Source organism: Lentzea sp. NBRC 102530, from assembly GCF_030269365.1.
GTDB lineage: Bacteria > Actinomycetota > Actinomycetes > Mycobacteriales > Pseudonocardiaceae > Lentzea.
The window spans coordinates 56,435-81,444 of record NZ_BSTF01000018.1; the positions used below are offsets into that span (position 1 = coordinate 56,435).

The following is a 25,010-nucleotide window of genomic DNA, read 5'->3' on the forward strand; positions in this document are numbered from 1 at the left end:
CCCTCTGAGTCGCAAAGGTAAGAGGGTCTGACTCCCGTGTCAGCCCATCTGGGTGCCGGACGGCGGCGTCGGCGCGTCACCCATGCGAGCACCCACGTTCTGGGGCATCTCCTGGGACGCGCGCGGCATCGGGGACTGGGCCTGCGCCTCGTCCTGCACGCGGGTCAGCCAGCCCTCCCAGCGCGCCTGCATCGGGCGGACCAGGCCGCCACCCACGCCGATGATGACGACGCCGGCGACGGTCGCGAGGACGGCGATCAGGACCGGCATGGTCACCGAGATCGCGATGCCCAGCTGGTTCAGCGCGGCGATGATGCCGAGCGCCATGACGAAGCCGTAGGTGATGTTGCCGAGCATCTTCGTGTACGAGCGCTGGCCCAGCGCGCCCATCACGAGGCCCTTGAGCGCGGTGCCGATGGCCGACGCGACGATCACGAGCACCAGCGCGACGACGATGCGCGGCAGGTACGCGATGACCTCGTTCAGCAGCGTGCTGACCGGGTTCGAGGCGCCGAAGACGCCGAACGCCAGCTGCAGCGCGATCAGCAGCACGAAGTAGTAGACGATCTTCGAGATCAGTCCGGAGGCGTCCATCGACGACTGCCGCATCGCGCCGTTCAGGCCCGACTTGTCGACCAGCTTCTCGAAGCCGACGCGCTTGAGCAGGAACTGGACGCCCTTGGCGAGCGCCTTCGCGATGAACCAGCCGATGACCAGCACGAGCAGGAAGCCGAGGAGCTTCGGCACGAACGTGGCGATCATCGCCCACGCCTGGCCCAGGCCCTCGGTGATTTGCGAGCCCACGGGCCCTCCAAGATCAGAAGTTGCGGTGAGTGAAGATCCGACCAGGTGATCGTTTCGCGGATCACACCGCTCCACAACTTCGACACCGCTACACGAAAGGGTGGCTGACGTGGATTTTTGTCGCAATACAGTCCAGAGTGGAACTACCGGTGGGGACCGGGGAGAGGGAAGCGCCCGCCACGCTCCGTGGCGGGCGCTTCCACATTTCCGGGGTCGCCTCACGGCCTCGCGGAGAACCCCCGGCCGTCCAGGTACGCCTGGATCCCCTCCGCCGACAACGCCGGCGCGGCGCCGGGCTGACCGTCCTTCGGCACGTCCGGGCGCGGGTCGCCGGTGCACTCGGAACTGCTGCCGGGCAGCGCCCCGTCGATCAGGTACCGGTTGACCTTGCCGTCGACGCAGGCGTTGCCGCCGTTGTAGAGGCCGTGCTTGCCCTCGTCGGTGACGGTGATCAGGTTGTGCCCGAGCCGCTGCGCCATCGCCGGTCCGCTCGCGTACTGCGTCTGCGTGTCGCCCTCGGACTGCACGACGAGGCCGATCGGGTAGCCGTTGCGGCCGATCCTCACCGGCGGCTCCGGCGGCGTGAACGAGCGGAACGTGCAGGTCATCGGTGCCGCGCGGACGATGCCGAAGCCGTAGGGGTAGCGCTCGCGGAACATCCGCATGTCCTCGTAGTAGACGCTCACGTCGGTCGGCCAGTCGGACTCGCAGGTGACCGTGTCGAAGACACCGGACCGCAGTTCCTCCAGGCCGGTCTTCGCGAGCACCTGACCGGCCTTGGCGCCCTCGGCGTTCGCGGGCTTCTCCCCCGAGCGGAGCTTGGTGACGATGGCGGCCAGGTCCGACCACAGTGGACGGTAGCGGGCACCCACGCCCAGTGCGCCGTCGAAGGAGGAGCGGTTGTGCTCGCCGACGGGCGTCACGTGCAGCTTGGCCGCGACCTTCTCGACCTCGGCCAGCACCTCGTCGCGCGACTTGCCGAGCCCGAGCTTCTCGTTGCGCTCGCCCGCCCACGTCGCCCACGCCTCGACGTCCATCCGGTACGCGACGGCCTGCTGGCGGAACTGCTCGTGCCAGATCCACTCGGGGTGCACCGCGGAGTCGAGCACGCTGCGGTCGAGCCGGTTCGGGAACAACGTCCCGTACACCGCGCCCAGGTACGTGCCGTACGAGTAACCCAGGTAGTTGATCTTCTGCTCGCCCAGCACGGCCCGCACCACGTCCATGTCCCGCGCGGTGTTCGCGGTGCTGATGAACTGCCGGATGCCGCCACCGGACTTCTGGCAGGACTCCTCCGCCTCGCGCGCCTCGGCCGCCCACTTGCCGAACTCGCTGTCGGCGGGCCGCGACTCGGGCGCGGCGATCCCGGCGGCCGCCCGGCAGTTCAGGGCCGTGGAACCACCGACGCCGCGCGGGTCGATGCCGATCACGTCGTAGACCTGCGCGAGCTCGGACTTCGTCAGGAACAGCGGCAGGCCCAGCCCGGAGCCGCCGGGTCCACCCGGATTGGTGAACAGCACGCCCCGCCTGCGGTCGGCCGCCGTCGCCTTCTTGCGGCTGATCGTCAGGTTGATCCTGTCACCGGCCGGTTTGGTGTAGTCGAGGGGCGCGACGAGCGTGGCGCATTCCAGCTCGGCGAGCTTTCCGCTGCACGGCGCCCACTTGACGGGCTGGGAGTGGAACTCGACCAGCGGATCGGGTGGGTCGGCCGCGGCGGTCGTGCTCGTGGTGAGCAGAGCGACGACCCCTAGGACGAGTGCCGGGAACCTGCGCAAGACGAACCTCCACGCCGTGCCGAAAGACCTCTGCCGATCGACGGTATGGCCGTTCGTCGAGGCCGATGGGTTCTGTCACCCGTCCCGGTGATGTCACTCCACTGGCCTAAGCTGCGGGTATGACCAGCAGCAAGCCCCCGGAGGCGAAGGAGGAGCACCCGCCGACGCTCTCCGCCCGCACCATGCGCAAGATCGAACGCGCGTCGGGGTCGCTCGCGACGGCCAGCGTGGCCGAGATGGAGCGGCGGCTGTCGTGGTTCGCCCGGATGCCCGCGGACCAGCGGGCGAGCGTGCTGCTGCTGATCCAGAACGGCGTGGCCGGGTTCGTCGAGTGGCTGCACGACCGGCAGCAGGCGATCCGGCTGACCGCGGACGCGTTCCGCAGCGCCCCCAAGGACATCTCGCGCTGGGTCAGCCTGCGCCAGACCGTGGAGCTCGTCCGGATCGCCCTGGAGCTGTTCGAGGAGCAGATGCCGGAGATGGCGGCGAACGAGGCCGAGCGCGCGCTGCTGATGGAGGGCGTGCTGCGGTACGGCCGGGAGATCGCCTTCTCCGCCGCCACCTCCTACGCGGCCGCGGCCGAGGCGCGCGGGGCGTGGGACGCGCGGCTGGAGGCGCTGGTCGTCGACGGCATCGTGCGAGGCGACCCCGAGGAGTCGTTGCTGTCCCGCGCGGCCGCCCTGGGCTGGGACCCGGCACTGGAGGCGACGGTCCTGGTCGGCAACCCGGGCGGCGAGGACCCGCCCGCGATCATCTACTCGGTGCGCAGCAAGGCGGCTCGGGCCGGCCGGCCGGTGCTGCTGTCCGTGCAGGGCTCACGCCTGGTCGTCGTGCTCGGCGGGCCGACCGAGACCGGCGAGGACGTGCTCGGCAAGATCGCCGAGGGGTTCGGCGAGGGACCCGTGGTGGCCGGGCCGACCGTGGCGTCGCTGTCCGAGGCGCACCGCAGCGCCAGCGACGCGTTGAGCGGGCTGCGCGCGGTCGTGGGCTGGCCGGCGGCGCCGCGACCGGTGCGGTCGCTGGACCTGCTGCCGGAACGGGCACTGGCGGGCGACCCCGAGGCGGAGTGGCAGCTCGTCGACCGGGTGGCCCGGCCGCTGGAGGACGCGGGCGGCGCGCTGCTGGAGACCGTGGACGCGTTCCTGGAGGTCGGGGGCGTGCTGGAGACGTGCGCGAAAAGACTGTTCGTGCACCCGAACACGGTCAGATATCGCCTTCGGCGCGTTCAGGAAATGACGGGAAGAAATGCACATGACGCTCGAGACGCACTTGTGCTTCGCGTCGCATTGTCTGTAGGACGCCTAGCGCGCTCCCGGGGCCTGTGGTAGCGAACGGCCTGTGACGGACTTCGCACACATCCGTTAGGGTGAGGGCCAAACGACCTCACACCGGACTGAGCTGCGGTTACGCCGCGAGACGCACCCAAGACTGGCGCTTTTGTAGGGTCTCTACAAATACGATCGCCGTACTTCGTTCTTTGCGGCATGGGGTACCGATGGGTTCACCAGCTTTAGTAATCGGCGTGATCGCACTCCTCGCGCCCGGACAAGGGTCCCAGACGCCCGGCATGCTCACCCCCTGGCTCGAACTGGAGGGGGCGGAGAAGCAGGTCCGGACGTGGTCGGAGATCACGGGCCTCGACCTCGTGCGTCTCGGCACCACCGCGGAGGCCGACGAGATCGTCGACACCGCGATCACGCAGCCGCTCGTCGTGGCGCTCGCCGTGCTGGCGTTCGGTGAGCTGCGCAAGCGCGTCGAACTGCCGCCCGCCGTGATCGTCGGCGGCCACTCCGTCGGTGAGCTCGCCGCGGCCGCGGTCGCCGGTGTCATCAGCGCCGACGACGCCGTCGCGCTGGCCGCCGTGCGCGGTGCCGCGATGGCCGAGGCGTGCGCCCTGGAGCCGACCGGCATGGCCGCGGTGCTCGGTGGCGACGAGCCGGAGGTCCTCGCGCGCCTGGAGGAGCTCGGCCTCGTGCCCGCGAACCGCAACGGCGCCGGTCAGATCGTGGCGGCCGGTCCGCACGCGGCCCTCGACGCCCTCGTGGAGAACCCTCCCGGCCCGGCCAAGATCCGCAAGCTGGCCGTCGCGGGCGCGTTCCACACCAGGTACATGGCGCCCGCCGAGGACGCGGTGCGCGCGCGTGCCGCCGAAGTCACCACGCACGACCCGCTGCTGCCGCTGGTGTCCAACAAGGACGGCCAGGTCGTCACCGAGGGCACCGAGGTGCTGCGGCGCCTGGTCTCCCAGGTCACGAGTCCCGTCCGGTGGGACCTCTGCCAGGCCACCCTCGTCGAGAAGGGCATCAGCGGTTCCGTCGAACTGCCGCCCGCCGGCGTGCTGACGGGTCTCGCGAAGCGCGCGATGAAGGGCACGGCGACCCTCGCCCTCAAGACCCCCGACCAGTTGGAGAAGGTCTCGGAGCTCATCGAGACCGTTGGAGCCGATAAGTGACGACCTTCCAGGCCCCGCAGCCGTCCGCGGGTAGCCGCATCATCGGTCTCGGCAGCTACCAGCCCGAGACGGTGGTGAGCAATCACGACCTCGCCCAGCGCATGGACACCTCGGACGAGTGGATCCGCGATCGCGTCGGCATCGTGAACCGGCACGTCGCGGCCAAGGACGAGGGCGTCGTCGACATGTCGGTGCTCGCCGCCACCAAGGCGATCGAGGACGCGGGCATCTCGCCGGAGGACATCGGCGGCGTGATCGTGGCGACGTGCACGATGCCGTCGACCATCCCGAACGCCGCCGCGCAGGTCGCCACCCGGCTCGGCATCAAGGCCGCGGCCGCGTTCGACCTGAACGCCGCGTGCGCGGGCTTCTGCTACGCCGTCGCGACCGCCGCGGACATCGTCCGCGCGGGCACCGTGAAGAACTTCCTCGTCGTCGGCGCGGAGAAGCTCACCGACTGGACGCACCCCGACGACCGCTCGACCGCGATCATCTTCGCGGACGGCGCGGGCGCCGTCGTGATCGGTGCCGCCGACGTGAACGAGATCGGCCCCGTCGCGTGGGGCTCGGACGGTTCCATGTCCGAGGTCATCCGCATCGACGACCGCGACTCGTTCATCCACCAGGAAGGCCAGACGGTCTTCCGGTGGGCGACGACGCAGATCGCACCGGTTGCGATCCGTGCCGCCGAACTCGCGGGTGTCGAACTGTCCGAAGTGGACGTGTTCGCCCCGCACCAGGCCAACCTCAGGATCATCGAAGCCATCGCCAAGCGCTTGCGCAACAATGGTGCGCGCGAGGACCTGAAGGTCGCTAGAGACATCGTCGAATCCGGCAACACCTCCTCGGCCTCGATCCCCATGGCGCTCGACCACATGAGGACCGCGGGCGAGATCTCCTCGGGAGACGTGGTGTTGATGGTCGGTTTCGGCGCTGGCCTGTCCTACGCGGGACAGGTCGTCAGGATCCCGTGAGTTCTTCCACCGTTTCAATCGAAAGGGAACTTCAGTGAGCGACAACGTCCTGTCCGGTCTTGCCGAGATCGTCGAAGAGGTCGCCGGCGTTGCCGCCGACGACGTCACCGCTGAGAAGTCCTTCGTGGACGACCTCGACATCGACTCGCTGTCGATGGTCGAGATCGCCGTCCAGGCTGAGGACAAGTTCGGCGTGAAGATCCCGGACGACGAGCTGGCGAACCTCAAGACCGTTGGTGACGCGGTGAACTACATCACCAGCAACAAGTGACCTCGGGCATCGAGGTCGTCATCACCGGGCTGGGTGCCACCACCCCGCTCGGTGGTGATGTCACGTCCACCTGGGACGCGTTGCTGGCCGGCAAGAGCGGCGTGGGTCCGATGACCCACGACTGGGTCGAGAAGTACGACCTGCCGGTCAAGATCGCGTCGCAGCTCGTGGTGGACCCGACCGAGGTGCTCCCCCGAGTAGAGGCACGCCGCCTGGACCGCTCCGAGCAGGTCGCCATCGTGGCGTCCCGCCAGGCGTGGGCCGACGCGGGCCACGACGACGACACCGTCGACCGCCAGCGCCTCGCCGTGATCATCGGCACGGGCATCGGCGGCGCGATCACCCTGCTCACCCAGGACGACCTCCTGGAGCAGCACGGTCTGCGCAAGGTGTCGCCGCTGACCGTCCCGATGCTGATGCCGAACGGCCCGGCCGCGCACGTGGGCCTGGAACTGAAGGCACAGGCGGGCGTGCACGCCCCGGTCTCCGCGTGCGCGTCCGGCGCCGAGGCCATCGCGTGGGCCTACCGCATGATCATGTCCGGCGAAGCCGACGTGGTCGTCGCGGGCGGTGCCGAAGCGTGCATCACGGCCATCCCGGTCGCGGGCTTCTCGCAGGCCCGCACCATGAGCACCCGCAACGACGAGCCGGAGAAGGCCTCGCGACCGTTCGACACGGCCCGCGACGGTTTCGTCCTCGGCGAGGGCGCGGGCGTCATGGTCCTGGAACGCCGCGAGTTCGCAGAGGCGCGCGGGGCGAAGATCTACGGCCGCCTCGCAGGCATCGGCACGTCGGCCGACGGCTACCACATCACGGCCCCGGACCCCGAGGGCGTGGGCCAGTCGCGCGCCATCGCCGCGGCCCTGCGCTCCGGCGGCATCGACCCGTCCGACGTGGGCCACGTGAACTGCCACGCCACCTCCACCCCGGTGGGCGACGTCGCGGAAACCGTGGCGATCCGCAAGGCGATCGGTGACCACCCGGTCCTGACCGCGCCGAAGGGCGCACTGGGCCACCTGCTGGGCGCAGCAGGCGCGGTGGAAGCCATCGTCACCGTCCTGTCGATCCGCGACGGCATCGTTCCCCAGACGCTCAACCTGGAGAACCTCGACCCGGCCGTCACGCTCGACGTGGTGGCGGGCGAGCCGCGCAAGATCAAGCTGGACGCCGCCGTGAACGACTCGTTCGGCTTCGGCGGCCACAACGTGGCACTGGCCTTCACCCCGGCCTAGCCACACCGCTCGACCACGAGCCCCGACCCGAGCTTGCGGGTCGGGGCTTTGTGTTGCGCGAAGGGGGAAACGAGGCGAGGTGGCCACAGGACAGGTTCGGCACCAGGCGTGTGTCGAATCACGCGGGCGGGGTCACGCGTTCCGCGACCAATGACTCGAGGGCACGCGACGCGATCAGACGAACCGTCCGTCCTGGCCACACCGGTTCAGCACCTGGCCGGAAGACCTGTCCGAAACGACGGCCAAGCCCGCACTCCCATACTTGAGCGAGCCAGACTCAACTTTGGAAGCGCACGCGGGGACCTTTCGTTTCCGTGGAGCGAACGCGAGGCCCCCGCGTGCCGAAAGCAGCGCGCGGGGAGTGGTCGCAGCCGCCCGCGAGGCGACTGCGACGTCAGCACTTCTCCATCTGCGGAGCCCGGCTCTCCAGAGCGTCGTCCACCTTCAACGCCCCGCCCTCCCAGGTCATCACGTACACCACCCGCCACCGGATGCACTTCTCCGGAAACGCGGGCGGAGCCTTCGCGACGTCCTGAGTGGACACGAACGAGATCAGCACCCGCAGCCGCCGCCCCAGCACGTCGGACTCGATGCGCTGCACCACCATCCCGCCGTCCTTGGTGCTCTCGTAGGCGGCGATCCAGGTCTCCTCGCGCTGGGTGTCGAGGCGCTTGCGCGACACCACCAGCTGCCACTTGGGGAAGTCCAGCGTGTTGATCGAGTCGAAGTAGGTCTGCAGGACCCGCTGCACGGCGGTCCGGTCGGGGTGGGTGAACGAGTCGGGGCTCAGCCGCACCTCGGCCGACCCCGGCAGCGGTCCGACGACGGAGGACGACGGCACCGCAGGGGATCCGACTGCCTCGGCGGGTCGCGAGTAGACCGCGCGTCCCACCATTCCGGCCGCCACCGCGGCACCGGTGATCACGACCACGGCCGGCACCAGCCAGCGGCTCGCCACGCTCCCCACGCGGCAAGCCTAGCCGCACGACACGCCCGGCAGCAGACGGCCGCGCACAAAACGTGTCGCGTTACATCCGAACACCGATTTCACTCGAACGATTACATCACACCGCGAAATGACGACTCGCATGTAGCAAGACAATGTTTGGTACGTAATTGGTGATGCTCAATCTCATCCTATGAATGAGTTCCTTCGGGGGTCTCCGTACCGCCGTTCGGCCGTATCAAACACGCAATGGGAGCCATTTCCGGCTTCACCCGTAAAGAGCAGCCGACACGGCGCGTGCACAACGTTTGTACCCGCCTAACTATACGTCGTGATCCACTTGGAATACCCCAGCTCACAGCCGTGCAAGATCAGGAACGCGGCAGTGCCGTTTAGCGGAAACCGGGCAGACCGGCGCAGATGCCCCTCCAGCAAACATCTCATACGGGTGAGATGGGCCCAAACCTCATCACCACAAGTCACATACGCGCCGGTAACCGAGCGTCCTTCGGACACGAACGGGCGACCCATATGACTCTAACGGCGGATTCCCCATAGGCTCGGATTTGTGCGGGAATATGCGGCATCGAAGAAAGCGAAAACGAACCAAGGGAGGGAATTCGGTGGACCTCAGATACGAGGCGTACTGCTTCGCTGATCGGCAGTTCTACGATCTGCAGAGCAGCACCGAAAGCACCTCCAAGGACGACTTTTCCACCGAACTCCCCGCGCTCCCACCCGACTGGAGCACGGCTGAGCGCAACGTGTGGCGGCATCACCACCCGAAGGGGGTACAGCTCCCCAACCAAGGGTGGAAGATTCACGTTTCCGCTGGACTCGACAACGCCGGCCGGGTACTGAAGGCGACCTTCGACTACTGCGTCGAGCGGCGCATCAGCTTCAAGTACCTGCGGACGATGTCGATCGTGCTGGCGCGCAACTCCAAGTACGCCCCCCGCGAGGGCAGCGGCAAGCTGGTGACGATCTACCCGGTCGACGCCGCGCACCTGGAGCTGATCCTCACCGAGCTCGCGGAACTCCTCGACAACGAGCACGGCGCCTACATCCTCAGCGACCTGCGCTTCGGCAAGGGACCGCTGTACGTGCGCTACGGCGGGTTCGCCGAGCAGTGGCTCGAGGTCGACGGGCAGCAGGTGCTCGCGATCGAGGGACCCGACGGCGAACTCGTCGCCGACAAGCGCAAGCCCGTCTTCAGCCTGCCCGAGTGGATCGAGCTGCCGGCGTTCCTCAAGCCGCACCTCGACGAGCGCAACGCGGGTGACCCGGAGCAGTTCCCGTACCGCATCAAGAGTTCACTGCACTTCTCCAACGGCGGCGGCGTCTACCTGGCCGACCGCAAGAGCGACGGCAAGGAGGTCGTGCTCAAGGAGGCACGTCCGCACGCCGGGCTCGACCGCGAGGGCGACGACGCCGTCGCCAGGCTCGACCGCGAGTACGAGATCCTCACGAAGCTGCAGGGCGTCAAGGGCGTGCCGGAGGTGTACGACCGCTTCACCGAGTGGGAGCACCTCTTCGTCGCCATGGAGTTCATGCCGGGGCGGTCGCTCGGGCAGTGGCTCGGCAGGCATTACCCGTTGACGCACAAGGACGTCAGCGACGAGACGATCGCCGAGTACAAGACCCGCGCCCTCGCGATGGTCGAGCGGGTCGAGAACCTCATGGCCCAGGTCCACGAGCGCGGCGTCGTCTTCGGCGACCTGCACACGCTCAACATCCTCGTGGACGAGGACGACGAGATCTCGCTCATCGACTTCGAGCTCAGCTCGACGATCGACGCCGTCCGCAAGCCCACGCTCGGCGCGCCGGGGTTCCAGGCGCCGCGAGACCGCGACGGGTTCGACATCGACGCGCACCCGCTCGCCGCACTCCGGCTCTGGATCTTCCTGCCGCTCAACACGGTGCTGGAACTGGCGCCGGCGAAGATCCGGCAGCACGTCAAGGTCGTCCAGGAGCGCTTCGGGCTGACCGACGAGTACTGTGCGCCGATCATCGACGTGCTGACGCCGCGGGTCGACCCGCCGGCGGACCCCGCGTTCACCGAGTTCGACGAGGAGACGCCGGACTGGGCGTTGGTGCGCAAGGAGATCGCCACCGCGATCCTGCACAGCGCCACCCCGCACCGCCACGACCGCCTCTTCCCCGGCGACATCGAGCAGTTCGAGACCGGCGGCACGAACTTCGGCCACGGCGCCGCGGGTGTGCTGCACGCACTGGCCGAGTCCGGCGAGGGCCGCTTCCCCGAGCACGAGCAGTGGCTCCTCGACGCGATCAGGAGAGACCCGCCCAAGCAGCCCGGTTTCCACACGGGAGCCCACGGCATCGCGCACGTGCTGGAGAACTTCGGCCACCACGACGCGGCGGCCGAGATCGTCGAGACCTATGCGGAGCTCGTACCGTCCACACAGGACCACGGTCTCAGCGCGGGGCTCTCCGGCATCGGCCTGAACCTGCTGCACTTCGCGGACAGCCGGCAGAACGACGACTACGCCGCCCAGGCCGAGCAGCTCGCGGAACGGCTCGCGAAGCAGTTCACCGACGCACCGAACACCGAGAAGGCCAGGGCAGGTCTGCTGCACGGCTGGTCCGGACCGGCGTTGTTCTTCCTGCGGATGTTCGAGCACACGGGCGAACGCCGCTGGCTCAAGCTCTCGGAACAGGCGCTCGAACGCGACCTGGCCGAGACGATGATCGCGCTCGACGGCTCGCTGCAGGTGCGCGACGGCACGCTCAGAAGCCTTCCGTACGTGGGCATCGGCGGCGCCGGCATCGCGCTGGTGCTGACGGAGTTCGCGAAGCACGCTCCGGAACGCCCGTGCGTCGAGAAGCTCCCCGAGCTGCTCAGCGGGTGCACCGGCGAGTTCGTCATCCAGCCCGCGTTCACGCTGGGCAGGGCCGGACTCCTCGCCACCCTGGCGCACGCGACCAGGTACCAGCCGAACGCCCGGTTCGAACGCGCGATCGGGCAGCACCTCAAGGCTTTGGGCTGGCACGCGGCACGGTACAGCGGGGGCCTCGCGTTCCCCGGCGTGCAGCTGCGGCGGCTCTCCATGGACCTCAACACCGGCGGTGCGGGCGTCCTGCTCGCCATCGCGTCCACTGTGGACGAGAAACCGCCACTGCCCTTCCTGGGCTCACGAACGCCGGTCCTCGCGGACCGGTAGCAAGAAAGAGATCGATCCCTCGATATTAGGAGATAGTGTCATGGGCTTCATCCTTGACATGCAGGACCTCGAGACCCCCGAGGCCCCGGCCAACGTGATGGCCGGCGGCGGCAGCGGCCACGGTGGCGGCGGTTCCACGACCGCGTCCAGCGCCTCCCTGCTGCTCCCCTGCAGCCACAGCAGCGCGTCGCTGCTGCTGTGCTGATCTAGCTCCACCAGCACGTGACGGCCGGTGAGCGGCATAGGCGAAGTATGCCGCTCACCCGCCTGAAGAGGGCTCGGCAGCCGGCCAGCTGCCGGGCCCTCGCTTCATGATGGGCCTTGCAGACCCCCGGAGGAACAGCCGATGACCAAACCCGGTGACCAGCTGTTGTTCTCCACCGTCAAACGCGACTACCGCCCGTGGTTGCTGCTCGTGAACGCCGCCGTGGCCACGACCGGCGGCCTGCTCCTCCCCGCCGCCCTCGCCGGCGCCGTCGACATGGCGCTGAGCGGCACGTTCGTGCTGGTCACGATCGTGTTCCTGCTCGTCCTCGCGGGTGTCGAGATCTTCGCGGACGCCATCGGCATCGTGCTCGCCGCGAGCATCACCGCCCGCGCCACGGCCTGGCTGCGCCGCCGCGTCACCCGGCACCTGCTCACCCTCGGTCACCCCTCGCCGTTCGCCGCGGGAGACGCTGTCAGCAGGGTCACGGGCGACTGCGGCAATGCCGGCACCATCGCGACGACCGTGATCGGCCTCCTCGTCACCGTCGTCTCGTCCGTCGGCTCGGTCGTCGCACTCGCCCTGCTGGACTGGCGACTCGCCGTCGTCTTCCTGATCAGCGCTCCGCTCGCCGCGGTTCTCGTCCGCACGCACATGCGCCTCACCGCCGACGACGTCCTGGCGTACCAGGAGATCTCCGGCGAGGTCTCCGCGAGACTGCTCGACTCCGTGTCCGGTCTGCGCACGATCGCGTCCGCCGGCATCGCCGACCGCGAGGCGGACCGCGTGCTGGAGCCGCTCCCCCGGCTCGCCGCGGCGGGCGGCGGCATGTGGCGCACCCAGGCGAAGATGATGTGGCGGGCCGGACTCCTGCTGCCCGCCGTCGAGGTCGCGGTGCTCGCCGCCGCCGGTTTCGGCGTGATGCAGGGAAGACTGAGCACCGGTGACGTGCTGGCCGCGCTCGGCTACGCGGCGCTCGGCATGGGGATCGTCGGCCAGATGACCCAGCTGACCGTGCTCGAACGCACCCGCGCCAGCGCCGGCCGGATCGCCGAGGTGCTCGACGCGAAACCTCCGAAACGTCCGCAGCCCAAGCGCTCCAACGGCGTCATCGAGCTGCGCAACGTCAGCGTCGACGGCGCCCTGCACGGCGTGAACCTGATGATCCCGGCCGGCACGTTCGTCGCGGTCGTCGGCAGTTCGGGCGCCGGCAAGTCGACGCTCGCGGCGGTGCTCGGCGGACTGTCCGCTGTGGACTCCGGCGAGGTCTCCGGTCACGACTCGGTCGGCTACGCCTTCGAACGACCCGCGCTGCTCGGCGCGACGGTCGGCCGCTGCATCGGCTACGGCACCGACGCCGACGAGGTCCAGGTGCGTGACGCCGCCGTCGCCGCGCAGGTCCACGACGTGCTGATCCGGTTGCCCCAGGGCTACGAGACGCCGATGGCCGACGCCCCGCTCTCGGGCGGTGAGGCGCAACGGATCGGGCTCGCCCGCGCGATCGTGCGCGACCCGGACGTGCTCGTGCTCGACGACGCCACCGCCAGTCTGGACACCGTGACCGAGGCCAAAGTGGACAGGGCACTGGTCACCGCGCTGCCCGGCCGGACGAGGATCGTCGTGACGCACCGGCCCGCGACGGCGTCCAGGGCGGACTTCGTGGTGTGGCTCGAGAAGGGCCGGATCAGGGGTACGGGTTCGCACCGGGCTCTGTGGCACAACGAGGACTACCGCGCCGTGTTCACCGGGGGCGAGTGATGCGTTTCTACCTCTCCACGCTGGCCGGACACCGCAGGGGCGTGCTGGTCCTGCTCGGCTGGTCGATGCTCGAAGGCATCCCGGCGTTCTTCGGCGGCAGGCTCGTCGGCCTGGCGGTCGACCGGGGTTTCGCCGCGGGGAAGCCGCTGGCCGGCGTGCTGTGGCTGCTGTCGTTCGCGGTGCTCGCGGTGGTGGGCGCGTGGGGGCAGCGGCAGGTGTTCGCCCGCCTCGGCGAGGTCGTCGAACCGATGCGCGACGCACTGGTCACGCGAGTGGTCAAGGGCGTGCTGAACGACCCGTCGCACCGCCGCACGCCGGACGCCAGCGCGGTGGCCATGATCACGCGGCACGTGGAGGTCGTCCGGGACGCCACGGCGGGTGTGCTGGTGCAGGCGCGTGCCCTCCTGGTCACCACGATCGCCGCGCTCGTGGGCCTCGCGACCACCGCGGCGGCGCTGATCTGGCTCGTCGTGCTGCCGATCGTGGCGGCGCTGGTGCTCTTCGGGTTGATGCTCCCGTCGTTGGCGAAACGGCAGCGCGACGTCGTGATGGCCGACGAGAGCACCGCCGAGGCGTCCGGTTCGGTGCTCACCGGGCTGCGCGACGTCGCCGCGTGCCACGCGTCCACCGAGGCCTACCAGGACGTCGCGCGGCAGATCAACCGGCAGGCCAGCGCCACGATCACGGTCGCCTGGGCGAACTCGTTGCGCGCCACGGTGATCGCGATCGGCGGCTTCACCCCGGTCGTGCTGCTGGTGGCGTTCGCTCCCCCGCTGGTCGCGTCCGGTCAGCTCACGACGGGTGCGGTGCTCGCGGCCGTGGTCTACCTGACCAACAGCGTGAACCCCGCACTGCACGGCCTGGCGCGTACGACCAGCACGGTCGTGATGCGCCTGATGGTCGCCCTCAAACGACTCCAGGAAGCCGCACCGCGCACCGACCGGACGCCGGGCACCGAAACTCCGGACGACGGCACGTTCGTGCTGCACGACGTCACGTTCGGCTGGAGCCCCGACGCGGAACCCGTGCTGCGCGGCCTGTCGCTGAACCTCCGCCCCGGCGACCACCTGGCCGTCGTCGGACCGTCCGGCATCGGCAAGTCCACAATGGCCAGTCTGCTGACCGGTCTGATGCCGCCCGGCAACGGCTGCGTGCTGTTCGGCGGAGCCCCCGTCGACCGGGTGACACCGCAGATCCGGCAGCACGCGATCGCGTTGATCCCGCAGGAGACGTACCTGTTCACGGGCACTGTGCGGGAGAACCTCGCACTTCTCGCCCCGTGGGCGACCGACGAAGAACTGATAGCCGCCGCCACAATGGTTGGCGCCAAACCACTTCTGGACACCCTGGGCGGCCTGAACGCGTCACTCGGCCACGGCGGCGAAGGACTTTCCGCTGGTGAGGCGCAACTCCTGGCACTCGCGCGGGTCTACGCCACGTCGGCAGGAGTGGTCATCCTGGACGAGGCGACCTCGCACCTCGACCCCGCGGCGGAGGCGCGCGTCGAACGGGCTTTCGCGCAGCGGAACGGAATCCTGGTGGTGATCGCACACCGGCTGAGCTCGGCGTTGCGGGCGAACCGCGTGCTGGTCATGGACGGCGGCAAGCCGTTGCTCGGCACCCACGAGCACCTGCTCCGCACGTCCGCGCTCTACGGGCAGCTCATGCTGGCCTGGGATCCGACGCACCGGAAAGAAACCCCGCTGCCCAAACGGTGAGCGGGGTCCACTCCGGACCAGGCCCTGTCGCGTTCAGCCGACACGGTGCAGCCAGGTGACCGGTGCTCCGTCGCCCGCGCGGCGGAACGGTTCCAGCGCGTCGTCCCACGCCGCACCGAGGAGTTCGTCGACACCGTGCGCGAAGGACTCACCGCCTCTGGCCCGCACGGCCAGGGAACGCAGCTGGTCCTCGTTCACGACGATGTCGCCGTTGGCCGACGTGCGCGCATGCCACAGGCCCAGAACGGGCGCGAAGCAGAAACGTTCGCCGTCCTGACCGGAGGAGGGTTCCTCCGTGACCTCGAAGCGAAGCATCGGCCACGCGCGCAGCGCAGCCACGAGCTTGGCGCCGGTGCCGGCCTCTCCGGTCCATGCGCATTCAGCGCGCAACTGGCCTGGTGCCGCGGGTTGCGCTGCCCACCTGAGGTCTACCCGGACACCGAGGGTGCCCGAGATCGCCCACTCGACGTGCGGACAGACCGCAGACGGCGACGAGTGGACGTAAACCACGCCACTGGTGCTGCCACGGGTGCTCACTGCTGACCTCCGCTACTCGACGAGGGACGTCTTCCCCTACGCCTTTGCCGAGTGTGAGGTGATCACCGCGAAACCCGTTCGCTGCATTCTGCCTCGACTTGAGGCATGTCCGCCATAAGAACCAGCTCGATCATCACCCGACCGGGGCAGATACAGGTCTTAAGTCCCGATCTCCCGGCCGAGTGATGCGTGATCGTGATCTACAGAGCGTTTACCGCGGCCACCACGTCGACCAGCCCGGTTCCCCGGTCGAACGACGAGGTGTACGGGCCCGCCGGCACGTACCCGGTGCCGTACTTGTGGGCCGTCGACTTCAGCGCCCGCTCGATGTCGGCGGGGGTCGCGGAAGGCTTGGCCTGGAACAGCTGCGCGACGATGCCCGCGATGTGCGGGGCCGCCATCGACGTGCCGCTGATCGTGTTGAACGTGCCGAGGTCGAGCAGTCCCGGACCGTTCTGCGGCTTCAGGCCGGTCGCGCAGATCGGCAGGTAGAGACGGCACGACGAGGCGATGTTCTCGCCCGGTGCGGAGATGTCCGGCCACGTCGCGGAGTCCGCCGCGAGACCACGCGAGGAGAAGTCGGACACAGCACCGTCACGCGTGCCGGTCTCCTGGTCGTTGTAGGACGCCACGGAGATCACGCCGGGGGTCGGGTCGGCACCCGGCGGGTTGGACAGGTTCGCGGACCCGTCGCCGCCGTCGTTGCCGTTCGCCCACACCACGACGACGCCCTCGGCCACCAGCTGCCGTTGCAACTTGACAGTGACCGACTCAGGGTCGAACGCACCGCCGCCAGACGGACCATAGGAGTTGTTGATCACCTTGATCGGCGGGCAGGTCGACACGGGCACGCCGGCGCCGCACGGGGCGTCGTGGTTCTCCAGCACCCAGTTCAGCGCGGCGTCCGCGCCGAGGATCAGGATCGCCGCGCCGGTCGAGATCACGACACCCTTCGCGCCCGGCGCCGCGCCGCGGATGACGGGACCGCCACCGGTGGTCTGCACGTCGCCGCCGATCGCGATGCCGGTGACGTGCGTGCCGTGGCCGCCCAGCGACGTGGTGTCGGTGTCGAGGAAGTTCGGCACCGGCACGATGCAGTTCGTCTGCGTGCTGCCGTCCAGGCACAGGCTCTTGAGGTTGCGCACGATCCGGCCGCCGAACGACGGGTGCGTCGGGTCGACGCCGGAGTCGATCACCGCGACCGACACGCCCGCGCCGGTCAGGCCGAGGCTGTTGCGGGCGTCCAGGCCGCGGGTGGCGGTGTGCGAGGTCGAACCGAGGAACCTGATCGGTCGCTGGACCTCGACGCGCGTCACGCCCGTTCCGGCCCTGGCGGAGGAGATCCGCGCGGAGTCACCCCGCGCGGCGACGACGCCGATCTTGCGGAAGCTCGTGAGCTTCTGCAGTCCGGCGGCCTCGACTGCCGCCTCCGCCGCGGCGATGTCGGTTCCGTGGACGTAGACGGTGGAGGTCGGCGCGGCCGTCGCGACAGGGGAAGCGGCGGCCACCAGGAGCACAGCGAGCAGTGCAGCGCGTTTGTACATGGACCCTCCGTGAACATTGGCAGGCAATCCATCTAACGAGTGATCCACAAAACGGTGACGGCCATCACCCAATGTCTCGACCGAGTGCGGTTGACCGACCCCGGACCGCTACGGTGTCCCCCCGTGCGGAAAGGTAGGGACTCGTGCGGCTGATCCGTCTGGGCGCTGAACCTTCGGCCATTGGGGCGGACGTCCGTGCCGCCCTCACGGCCTGCGGCGTCGGCACCGAGGTCCTGGGTGGCGTGGCGCTGATCGGCGTCCAGCCTCCGGACTGCCCCGTTCCGCTCGACGCGATCGTCGTGCTGCCCAAGGGCGTCCTGGTGATCGTCGGCGTCGACCTGCCGGATCCGGCGGTGAAGCTCGAGGCGCCGCTCGGCGGGCAGTGGAAGATCGACGGCTGGCCGCTCGTGTCGCAGGACGGCGCGCCCAACCCGGCGACGGAGGCCGTGGCGGCGGCGACGGCGGTGGCCCAACGCATCCAGGCGATGCGCGCGGAACCGCTCCCGGTGAGCACGGTCGTGGCCGTCGGCCCGTTCGTGAGCCAGGTCGTGCAGCCGACGGTCGACCTCAACCGCGGCGTGCGGGTGCTGCACCCCAAACCGTCCACTTTGCTCAGTGCGGCGCGCGAACTCGCGACGTCGGCGGTGCCGTGCACGGCCGACCACGCCGTGAAGCTGCTCGCGATCCTGCAGACCACCGGCACGCCTCCGGACGCGCGGTCGCTGCTGTCCGAGGGGTTCTCCGACGCGGTCTCCGACCTGGCGTCCGCGAGCACCATGCTGATCCCGAAGTCGACGATCAAGCCGTTGATCGCGCGCAAACGCTTGCCCGGCAAGCTGACCTGGCCCTACCTGGCCGGTGCGGCGCTCGTCGCGCTGATCCTCGTGGTGTGGCTCGTGGTGGCGTTGCCCGGCGACGAGAAGCCGGCCGACGCGACTCCCGCGCCGACGTCGACGCAGCCGACGACGGTGGTCGTGGACGGCACGACGTTCGTGCCGAAGGACATGAAGAAGGACGCCGACTGCCAGGCGCAGGCGTTCGGCGACGTGAAGGCGTGGCTGATCGCGAACGACTGCGGCGTGCTGCTGCGCGCCACCTACGAGACGACGATCAAGGGCAAGCAGGCCACCGTGATGGTCGCGGACATGGACGTGTTCGACGCACCGAGCGCGAAGTCGTTGCACGCGGTCGTGGTGCTGCCGGGGTCGGGTGGCATCAGCGGCCTCGACGGCAAACCGCTGGAGAACGCGGCGTTCGCCAACTCCACCAAGGGCAGCCACGTGACGCTGGCGTTCGCGGTGTGGTCCGGCGGGGCGGGCGATCCGGCGCTGGAGCCGATCGCCAAGCAAGCGCTGCGGTTGCCCGTCACCCGTTAGAGGATGAAGGGCATGGTCGGAAAACTTCGTTCTGTCGTGCTCGACTGCCCGGACCCCTCCGCACTGGCGTCCTTCTACGAGGAGTTGCTGGGGGCTTCCCGCCTGGAAGGCGGCGACGACACGTGGGTGGTGATCGTCGCGGACGGCACCCGCGTCGCGTTCCAGCTGGCGCCCGAGTACCGGCCACCGGTCTTCCCCGATCCCGCCGGGTCGCAGCAGTTCCACCTCGACGTGCTGGTGGACGACATCGAGGAAGCGGAACCCAAGGTGTTGGCTCTCGGCGCGAAGCTGGTGAGCCGGGACAACGACGACACGTTCCGGGTTTACGCCGACCCCGTCGGGCACCCCTTCTGCCTCGTGTGGCTTCCTTGATCGAGGCCTAGGCTGGCCGCCATGGACTTCGATGTCATCGTCATCGGCGGCGGAGCAGTGGGCGAGAACGTGGCCTGGCGGACGGCCGCGGGTGGCCTGTCCACCGCCCTGATCGAGAAGGAACTGGTCGGCGGTGAGTGCTCGTACTGGGCCTGCATGCCGTCCAAGGCGTTGCTGCGCTCGGGTCACGCGGTGGCCGCCGCCAACCGGCTCAAGGGGGTCGTCGGTGCGCGGCTCGACCCCAAGGCGGTGCTGGAGCGGCGCAACGGCTTCACCTCCAACTGGGACGACGCGAGCCAGGTCGAGTGGGCCGAGTCGGAGAACATCACCGTGCTGCGCGGTGACGGGGAGATCACCGGCGAGCGCGAGGTCACCGTTTCCGGGGCGGACGGGCCGACCGCGTACCGCGCCCGGCAGGCCGTCGTGGTGTGCACCGGCTCCGTGCCGAAGATGCCGCCGCTGGACGGGCTCGCGGACACTCCCGTGTGGACTTCCCGGCAGGCGACGTCGGCCCAGGAGGTGCCGGAGTCGCTGGTCGTGCTGGGTGGCGGCGTCGTCGGCGTCGAGCTCGCCCAGGCGTGGGCCCGGCTCGGGTCGAAGGTGACGATCGCGGTGTCGGGCGACCGGCCGTTGCCGAGGCTGGAGGAGTTCGTCGGGCCGCTGGTCGCGGACGGGCTGCGCGAGGACGGCGTCGAGGTCGTGCTGAACGCGCGGGCGTCGTCGATCGCGCCGGGCGCGCTCACGTTGCAGGACGGCCGGGTGCTGAAGGGCTCGGAGATCCTCATCGCCACCGGGCGGGTGCCGGCGACCAAGGACGCCAAGCCGCTGACCATCGACGACACCGGCCTGGTGTCCGGTGTGGACGGACGCTGGCTGTACGCGGCCGGTGACGTCACGGGCCGGGCGTTGCTGACGCACCAGGGCAAGTACCAGGCGCGGGCGGTCGGGACGGCGATCCTGGAACGCTCCCGCGGGTTCGAACCGAAGGAGCGCTCGGCGGGACAGGCCTGGGCGGACCACGTGGCCGTGCCGCAGATCGTCTTCACCGACCCCGAGGTGGCGTTCGTCGGGCACACCGCGGCGGAGGCGAAAGCGGCGGGCAGGGACGTCCGGGTCGTGGACCTGGACATCGCCGTGGCCGGGTCGTCGTTGCAGGCCGACGGGTACCAGGGCAAGGCGCGGATGGTCGTGGACGAGCGGACGCGGACGCTGGTCGGCGTCACGTTCGTCGGTCAGGACGTCGCCGAGCTGCTGCACGCGGCGACGGTCGCGATCGTCGGCGAGGTCACCGTGGACCAGTTGTGGCACGCGGTGCCCTCGTACCCGACGATGAGCGAGGTCTGGCTACGGCTGCTGGAGGCTTACGGGCTCTGACGGCTCCAGCACGGAGCCGAGCATCCCGGTCAACAGCTCGTTCGCCGTGCCGACCACGTACGCGCGTTCGTCCTCGTCGACCCGTTCGGCGAGCTTGAACAGGGCGTCCGCGGTCTGCACGGCCATCCGGAAGGTCAGCACGACCGGGGCGTCACCGTGGGCACCGAACCGGTTGACGAACATCTCCGCCAGCCGTTCGGCCATCAGCTCGTACTGGTCGACGCTCGAGTCGAGGCGGTGGCTGTCCAGCATGTCGCTGAACCGCACCCGCCCGAAGCCCGGCACCTCCGTCAGCATCCGCATGTACACGGCGACGATCTGCGTCATGGCCTCGCGCCACGTGTCCGCGATCAGATCGGTGACGAACAGCTCCTCGACCTCGCGAAGATAGGTCTCCATACCGCGCAACGCGAGAGCGTGCACAACGGATCTTTTGTCCGGGAAGTACTGATAGAAAGAACCAATGGGCACTCCGGCGACGTCGACTATCCGCGCCGTCGTGATGTCGTCGTAGTCGTATTCGTTGAGCAGGCTCGCACAAGCGTCCACGATCGCCGAAACAGTCGCCGCGCCTCGTTGTTGCACCGGCTGGCGGCGCATCACCCTCGCTAACCTGCCTTTGGCCGGGTCTTCATGCACGACGACATCTTTATCCATATGTGCGCTTCAGCCCAAGCACAGGTTCCCGACAGGTTTCAGCCGGGATCTCCGCGACGTTTGCGGCGCACCACCCAGACGAAGTCCACGAGGCAGACGACGGCGAGTAGCAAAAGCACGACCGCGACCCAGACCAGGTCAGCTCGCCACGCCAGCCACCCCGCCACCGAGTTGAAGACCAGGCCGAACCCGGCCAGCCACAACCGCAGGGTCAGCGCACTGCGCGGCGGCGCGGGAGGGGGCAGGTAGTCACTCACCTCACCCGGTTTCCCGCAGCAACGGCACGTCAACCGCCCTCAGCCGGCGCGGCGGTTTCGTCACGTAGGGCCTGATGAGACGCGTCAGGGCCAGCCCGACGGCGATCAGCGGCACGACGGCGGTCAGCACGGCCGCCGTGATGCCCGCCCGGACGACGTCCTTCGGCATGACGGCGACCCGGTCGACGACGAACGCCCGGCGCCCGGTGATCGACACCACTGCCAGGACGAGCAGGAACACCACCATCGTGAGCATCGCGCGTTGCACCGCGTGCTCGTACCCGGCGGCCTCCCCCGCGACGAGCACGGCGAACCAGCCGGCCAGCGCGGGCAGCTGCCCCCGTTCGGTGGTGGCCGCCCAGCTCAGACCGCCGAGGGTGGCGAGCCACGCGAGGACGTCCGCGCGCTCCCTCGCCCATAGGGATGCCGAATCGAGGGGAATGCCGGTCCAGGCGAGCAGGCCGAGCGGACTCGGGGGGTCTTCGGCCAGCTGGCCGAGCACCCAGGCGAGCGTCCACGCGGACAGCAGGACCGCGACGACGAGTTGCCATCGGGGCCGGCGCACCACACAACGGGCGAGCCGGACGATCTCCGCACGCGTCATACCCCCACCTTGCCGCTTCCAGGTGGTTTGCGGAGAAACGTCACCCCATCGCTCACCCTGACGGCCCTCGTCCGGGCGTGTTCCTCACGCAGCGCAATCCACTTTCGGGGGACGGATCTTTCCTAGACTTGGCACATGAGCATTGATCAGCTTCTGCGTCTGCCCAGCTACCTGATGCTCGGGCTGGTGCGCGAAGCACGCAGGATCGGCCGCGCGGACCTGCGGGGCCCTCACCTGACCGTGCTCGCGTACCTGTCGGAGCAGGAAGCGGTGGCGCAGAAGCGGATCAGCGACCGGGTGCGGATGGACCCGAGCGACCTGGTGTCGGTGCTCGACGACCTCGAGGGCTTCGGGTTCGCCCGGCGCAGACGGGATGAACGCGACCGGCGGCGGTTCACCGTGTCGATCACCGACGGTGGCAGGCAGGCGCTCGGCGAACGACTGGAAGCGGCGCGGGCCCACGAGGAGGAGCTGCTGGCGCCGTTGACCCCGCACGAGCGGGATACGTTGGCCACACTGCTGCGGAAGGCGTACCTGCACCACGCCGATATGCGTGTAGATTAGACAGTCTGCGCTGAGCCACCCAGCGCGGGCAGGAATGTGCGACACGGCATTCATAAGCCGACGCCGCATTGTATCGAGAAATGAGGCAAGTTGTCAAGCCCCTCCGATGACCTCCGGCTCGCCGAAATGGAGCCGGAGCAGGAATACGTGGCCATGTTGTACGGCCGGCTCGACGACCTCCGCGAACAGACGTCGAAACGACTCGCACAATCGTTGCGACAAACCGGCGGCACGCACCAGATGCGGTCGGAGCGCGACACGTCCGTCGCGATGTACACGGATCAATTGGCCCAGTACAGCGCTGTCGAGAACGGACTCGCGTTCGGCCGGCTCGATTTCCACAACGAAGACCGCTTCTACATCGGCCGAATCGGTCTCTTCGACGAGGACAAGGATTACGAGCCGCTGCTGATGGACTGGCGGGCGCCCGCCGCCAGGCCGTTCTACCTCGCCACCGCGGCCTCCCCCGACGGCGTGCGGCGGCGCAGGCACCTGCGGACCCGTTCGCGCAAGGTCATCGGCCTCGACGACGAGGTGCTCGACATCAACTCGGTCGACGCGACGCGCAGCGAGTCGCTGACCGGTGAAGCGACGCTGCTCGCCGCGTTGAACGAGTCGCGCACCGGCCAGATGAGCGACATCGTCGCGACCATCCAGGCCGAGCAGGACAAGATCATCCGGTCCGAGCTCAACGGCGTCGTCGTCGTGCAGGGCGGTCCGGGCACCGGCAAGACCGCGGTGGCCCTGCACCGAGCCGCGTACCTGCTGTACACCCACCGCCGGCAGCTGGCGAAACGCGGTGTCCTGGTCGTCGGACCGAACACGACGTTCCTGCGGTACATCAGCCAGGTCCTCCCCTCGCTGGGTGAGACGGGCGTGCTGCTGTCGACGGTCGGCGAGCTGTACCCGAACCTGACGGCGACGGGTCGCGAGTCGGCCGCGGCCGCCGCGATCAAGGGCCGGATCCAGATGGCGGACGTGATCGCCGCGGCCGTGCGCGACCGGCAGGAAGCGCCGCCGTTCGTCGAGATCCGTTTCGACAACGACGTGCTGCGCCTCGACCGCCGCGCCATCGCCGACGCGCGGGGCCGGGCGCGCCGGACCCGCCGCGCGCACAACGAGGCCCGCCGCACGTTCGCCCGCGAGATCATCTCGACGCTGTCGAGCATGGTCGTGGGACGCCTGGGCGGGCACCTGCTCGACAAGGAGGACGTCGACGACATCCGCCGCGAGCTGCGCGAGTCCGAGGAGGTGCAGGCCGCGATCTCGTCGCTGTGGCCGGTGCTGACGCCGTTCTCGCTGCTCTCCGAGCTGTACCGGAACCCGAAGCGGCGCAACCGCGCGATGGCGAAGTTCACCCGCGAGGAACGCGATCTGCTGCAGCGCTCGAACGACGACTGGACGCCGGCGGACGTGCCGTTGCTCGACGAGGCCGCGGAACTGCTCGGCGAGGACGACACCGAGGCCAAGGCCCGTGCCGAACGCCAGCGCCGCCAGGCGATCGAGTACGCGCAGGGGGTGCTCGACATCCTCGACCTGGAGGACGACGCGGACCCCGACCTCCTGATGGCCTCGGACCTGATGGACGCCTACAGCCTGGCCCAGCGCCACGGCGTCGACCGCTACGAGACGGCGGCGGAACGCGCCGCCGCGGACCGCACCTGGACGTTCGGCCACATCATCGTGGACGAGGCGCAGGAGCTGTCGGCGATGGCGTGGCGGACGTTGATGCGCCGCTGCCCCAGCAAGTCCATGACGGTCGTGGGTGACATCGCGCAGACCGGTGACATCGGCGGTGCGACCTCATGGGGTTCCGTGCTGTCGCCGTACGTGCAGAACCGTTGGCGCCTCACGGAACTCACGGTCAACTACCGGACGCCCGCGGAGATCATGGAGGTGGCCGCGGACGTGCTCGCCTCCGTGGACGCGGCGCTGGTGCCGCCGACGTCCGTGCGCGATTCCGGTGTGCCGCCGTGGGTTTCGGCCGTGGCGTCGTACGAGGCCGAGGTGCCCGCGCTGATCTCCCGCGAGGTCGCGGCGGTCGGCGACGGCAAGATCGCGGTGATCGTGCCCGCCGCGCTGCTGCCGTCGGTGGGGTCGTCGATCTCGGCCGCGGTGCCGGGGTCGTCGGTCGGCAACGAACTCGAGGAGGCGCAGGTCGTGGTGCTCGGCGTGACCGACGCCAAGGGCCTGGAGTTCGACTCGGTGGTCGTGGTGGACCCGGAGGGCATCCTCGCGGAGTCGCCGCGCGGGGCGTCGGACCTGTACGTCGCGCTGACCCGTGCCACGCAACGACTCGGCGTCGTGCACACCGGAACGCTGCCCGATGTGCTATCCCGTCTGAAGGACGTTTCGTAACGAACGCTGGGAGTCCTGGGGGGCGAGCGCCGCCCAGGACTTCGCCGTCG

General features: G+C 69.4%; 22 protein-coding genes. 14 read left to right on the forward strand and 8 right to left on the reverse strand.

Features of this window, described 5'->3' with window-relative positions:
• Positions 1-39 precede the first annotated feature (39 nt).
• Positions 40-804 carry a mechanosensitive ion channel family protein gene (locus QSK25_RS36345; protein ID WP_285645173.1) on the reverse strand — a complete coding sequence of 255 codons (765 nt, stop codon included), beginning with the start codon at positions 802-804 and terminating at the stop codon, positions 40-42.
• 218 nt (positions 805-1,022) lie between these two features.
• Entirely contained in the window at positions 1,023-2,579 is a 1,557-nt protein-coding gene (locus tag QSK25_RS36350; protein WP_285645175.1) for an alpha/beta hydrolase, read from the reverse strand.
• A 119-nt stretch (positions 2,580-2,698) separates the two neighbouring features.
• Between QSK25_RS36350 and QSK25_RS36355 the strand changes: the two genes are divergently transcribed.
• From QSK25_RS36355 to fabF, 5 genes are all read left to right on the forward strand, one after another.
• Positions 2,699-3,907 carry a PucR family transcriptional regulator gene (locus tag QSK25_RS36355; RefSeq protein ID WP_285645177.1) on the forward strand — a complete coding sequence of 403 codons (1,209 nt, stop codon included), beginning with the start codon at positions 2,699-2,701 and terminating at the stop codon, positions 3,905-3,907.
• Between the two features lie 167 nt (positions 3,908-4,074).
• The gene (locus QSK25_RS36360; protein ID WP_285645179.1) at positions 4,075-5,031 is read left to right on the forward strand and encodes an ACP S-malonyltransferase; all 957 of its coding nucleotides are present in this window, start codon (positions 4,075-4,077) and stop codon (positions 5,029-5,031) included.
• Positions 5,028-6,005, forward strand: a complete 978-nt coding sequence (locus QSK25_RS36365; protein ID WP_285645180.1) for a beta-ketoacyl-ACP synthase III — start codon at positions 5,028-5,030, stop codon at positions 6,003-6,005. The genes QSK25_RS36360 and QSK25_RS36365 overlap by 4 nt, the downstream gene beginning before the upstream one ends.
• A 34-nt stretch (positions 6,006-6,039) precedes the next feature.
• Entirely contained in the window at positions 6,040-6,276 is a 237-nt protein-coding gene (locus tag QSK25_RS36370; protein ID WP_030465146.1) for an acyl carrier protein, read from the forward strand.
• Positions 6,273-7,508 (forward strand): beta-ketoacyl-ACP synthase II, encoded by a 1,236-nt coding sequence (fabF, locus tag QSK25_RS36375; protein ID WP_285645181.1) that lies wholly within the window; start codon positions 6,273-6,275, stop codon positions 7,506-7,508. The genes QSK25_RS36370 and fabF overlap by 4 nt, the downstream gene beginning before the upstream one ends.
• Before the next feature lie 394 nt (positions 7,509-7,902).
• Here the strand turns inward: fabF and QSK25_RS36380 are convergent, their stop codons facing one another.
• On the reverse strand, positions 7,903-8,475 hold the full coding sequence (locus tag QSK25_RS36380) for a hypothetical protein (RefSeq protein ID WP_285645182.1): 573 nt from the start codon (positions 8,473-8,475) through the stop codon (positions 7,903-7,905).
• Positions 8,476-9,077: 602 nt separating this feature from the next.
• Here QSK25_RS36380 and lanKC point away from each other — a divergent pair.
• The 4 genes from lanKC (at position 9,078) to QSK25_RS36400 (ending at position 15,317) form a co-directional block, all read left to right on the forward strand.
• Positions 9,078-11,636 carry a class III lanthionine synthetase LanKC gene (gene lanKC / locus QSK25_RS36385; protein ID WP_285645183.1) on the forward strand — a complete coding sequence of 853 codons (2,559 nt, stop codon included), beginning with the start codon at positions 9,078-9,080 and terminating at the stop codon, positions 11,634-11,636.
• 40 nt (positions 11,637-11,676) lie between these two features.
• Positions 11,677-11,841, forward strand: coding sequence for a SapB/AmfS family lanthipeptide (locus tag QSK25_RS36390; protein WP_285645184.1), 165 nt, complete (start codon positions 11,677-11,679; stop codon positions 11,839-11,841).
• Positions 11,842-11,982: 141 nt separating this feature from the next.
• Positions 11,983-13,599, forward strand: coding sequence for an ABC transporter ATP-binding protein (locus QSK25_RS36395; RefSeq protein ID WP_285645185.1), 1,617 nt, complete (start codon positions 11,983-11,985; stop codon positions 13,597-13,599).
• The gene (locus tag QSK25_RS36400) at positions 13,599-15,317 is read left to right on the forward strand and encodes an ABC transporter ATP-binding protein (protein WP_285645186.1); all 1,719 of its coding nucleotides are present in this window, start codon (positions 13,599-13,601) and stop codon (positions 15,315-15,317) included. The genes QSK25_RS36395 and QSK25_RS36400 overlap by 1 nt, the downstream gene beginning before the upstream one ends.
• A 33-nt stretch (positions 15,318-15,350) precedes the next feature.
• On the opposite strand, the gene QSK25_RS36405 is transcribed toward QSK25_RS36400, so the two are convergent.
• Positions 15,351-15,854, reverse strand: a complete 504-nt coding sequence (locus QSK25_RS36405; RefSeq protein WP_266042447.1) for a DUF3145 domain-containing protein — start codon at positions 15,852-15,854, stop codon at positions 15,351-15,353.
• A 200-nt stretch (positions 15,855-16,054) separates the two neighbouring features.
• Positions 16,055-17,398: a S8 family serine peptidase gene (locus QSK25_RS36410; RefSeq protein WP_285645187.1), complete on the reverse strand. Its 1,344-nt coding sequence runs from the start codon at positions 17,396-17,398 to the stop codon at positions 16,055-16,057.
• Positions 17,399-17,541: 143 nt separating this feature from the next.
• On the opposite strand from QSK25_RS36410, the gene QSK25_RS36415 reads away from it, so the two are divergent.
• The 3 genes from QSK25_RS36415 to QSK25_RS36425 are packed head-to-tail and all read left to right on the forward strand — an operon-like array spanning position 17,542 to position 20,520.
• Complete coding sequence (locus QSK25_RS36415) at positions 17,542-18,774, forward strand: hypothetical protein (protein WP_285645188.1); 1,233 nt, start codon at positions 17,542-17,544, stop codon at positions 18,772-18,774.
• Positions 18,775-18,786: 12 nt separating this feature from the next.
• Complete coding sequence (locus tag QSK25_RS36420) at positions 18,787-19,146, forward strand: VOC family protein (RefSeq protein ID WP_285645189.1); 360 nt, start codon at positions 18,787-18,789, stop codon at positions 19,144-19,146.
• Between the two features lie 21 nt (positions 19,147-19,167).
• The gene (locus tag QSK25_RS36425) at positions 19,168-20,520 is read left to right on the forward strand and encodes a dihydrolipoyl dehydrogenase family protein (RefSeq protein WP_285645190.1); all 1,353 of its coding nucleotides are present in this window, start codon (positions 19,168-19,170) and stop codon (positions 20,518-20,520) included.
• On the opposite strand, the gene QSK25_RS36430 is transcribed toward QSK25_RS36425, so the two are convergent.
• From QSK25_RS36430 to QSK25_RS36440, 3 genes are all read right to left on the reverse strand, one after another.
• Positions 20,491-21,120 carry a TetR/AcrR family transcriptional regulator gene (locus QSK25_RS36430; RefSeq protein WP_285645366.1) on the reverse strand — a complete coding sequence of 210 codons (630 nt, stop codon included), beginning with the start codon at positions 21,118-21,120 and terminating at the stop codon, positions 20,491-20,493. The genes QSK25_RS36425 and QSK25_RS36430 overlap by 30 nt on opposite strands.
• A 95-nt stretch (positions 21,121-21,215) precedes the next feature.
• Positions 21,216-21,434 carry a DUF6343 family protein gene (locus QSK25_RS36435; RefSeq protein ID WP_285645191.1) on the reverse strand — a complete coding sequence of 73 codons (219 nt, stop codon included), beginning with the start codon at positions 21,432-21,434 and terminating at the stop codon, positions 21,216-21,218.
• A gap of 1 nt (position 21,435) precedes the next feature.
• Entirely contained in the window at positions 21,436-22,038 is a 603-nt protein-coding gene (locus QSK25_RS36440) for a hypothetical protein (protein WP_285645193.1), read from the reverse strand.
• Between the two features lie 135 nt (positions 22,039-22,173).
• Here QSK25_RS36440 and QSK25_RS36445 point away from each other — a divergent pair, with 135 nt between their 5' ends.
• Both QSK25_RS36445 and QSK25_RS36450 read left to right on the forward strand, forming a co-directional pair.
• A complete protein-coding gene (locus QSK25_RS36445; RefSeq protein WP_285645194.1) occupies positions 22,174-22,602 on the forward strand; it encodes a MarR family winged helix-turn-helix transcriptional regulator in 429 nt (142 codons plus the stop codon).
• Between the two features lie 126 nt (positions 22,603-22,728).
• The gene (locus QSK25_RS36450) at positions 22,729-24,960 is read left to right on the forward strand and encodes a HelD family protein (protein ID WP_285645368.1); all 2,232 of its coding nucleotides are present in this window, start codon (positions 22,729-22,731) and stop codon (positions 24,958-24,960) included.
• The last annotated feature ends 50 nt before the right edge of the window (positions 24,961-25,010 follow it).

Coding starts and splice junctions, on each gene's coding strand:
- QSK25_RS36355 (WP_285645177.1), top strand. CDS start 2,699: ATGACCAGCAGCAAGCCCCCGGAGGCGAAGGAGGAGCACCCGCCGACG.
- QSK25_RS36360 (WP_285645179.1), top strand. CDS start 4,075: ATGGGTTCACCAGCTTTAGTAATCGGCGTGATCGCACTCCTCGCGCCC.
- QSK25_RS36390 (WP_285645184.1), top strand. CDS start 11,677: ATGGGCTTCATCCTTGACATGCAGGACCTCGAGACCCCCGAGGCCCCG.
- QSK25_RS36395 (WP_285645185.1), top strand. CDS start 11,983: ATGACCAAACCCGGTGACCAGCTGTTGTTCTCCACCGTCAAACGCGAC.
- QSK25_RS36400 (WP_285645186.1), top strand. CDS start 13,599: ATGCGTTTCTACCTCTCCACGCTGGCCGGACACCGCAGGGGCGTGCTG.
- QSK25_RS36410 (WP_285645187.1), bottom strand. CDS start 17,398: ATGTACAAACGCGCTGCACTGCTCGCTGTGCTCCTGGTGGCCGCCGCT.
- QSK25_RS36420 (WP_285645189.1), top strand. CDS start 18,787: ATGGTCGGAAAACTTCGTTCTGTCGTGCTCGACTGCCCGGACCCCTCC.
- QSK25_RS36425 (WP_285645190.1), top strand. CDS start 19,168: ATGGACTTCGATGTCATCGTCATCGGCGGCGGAGCAGTGGGCGAGAAC.
- QSK25_RS36430 (WP_285645366.1), bottom strand. CDS start 21,120: ATGCGCCGCCAGCCGGTGCAACAACGAGGCGCGGCGACTGTTTCGGCG.
- QSK25_RS36440 (WP_285645193.1), bottom strand. CDS start 22,038: ATGACGCGTGCGGAGATCGTCCGGCTCGCCCGTTGTGTGGTGCGCCGG.
- QSK25_RS36445 (WP_285645194.1), top strand. CDS start 22,174: ATGAGCATTGATCAGCTTCTGCGTCTGCCCAGCTACCTGATGCTCGGG.
- QSK25_RS36450 (WP_285645368.1), top strand. CDS start 22,729: ATGGAGCCGGAGCAGGAATACGTGGCCATGTTGTACGGCCGGCTCGAC.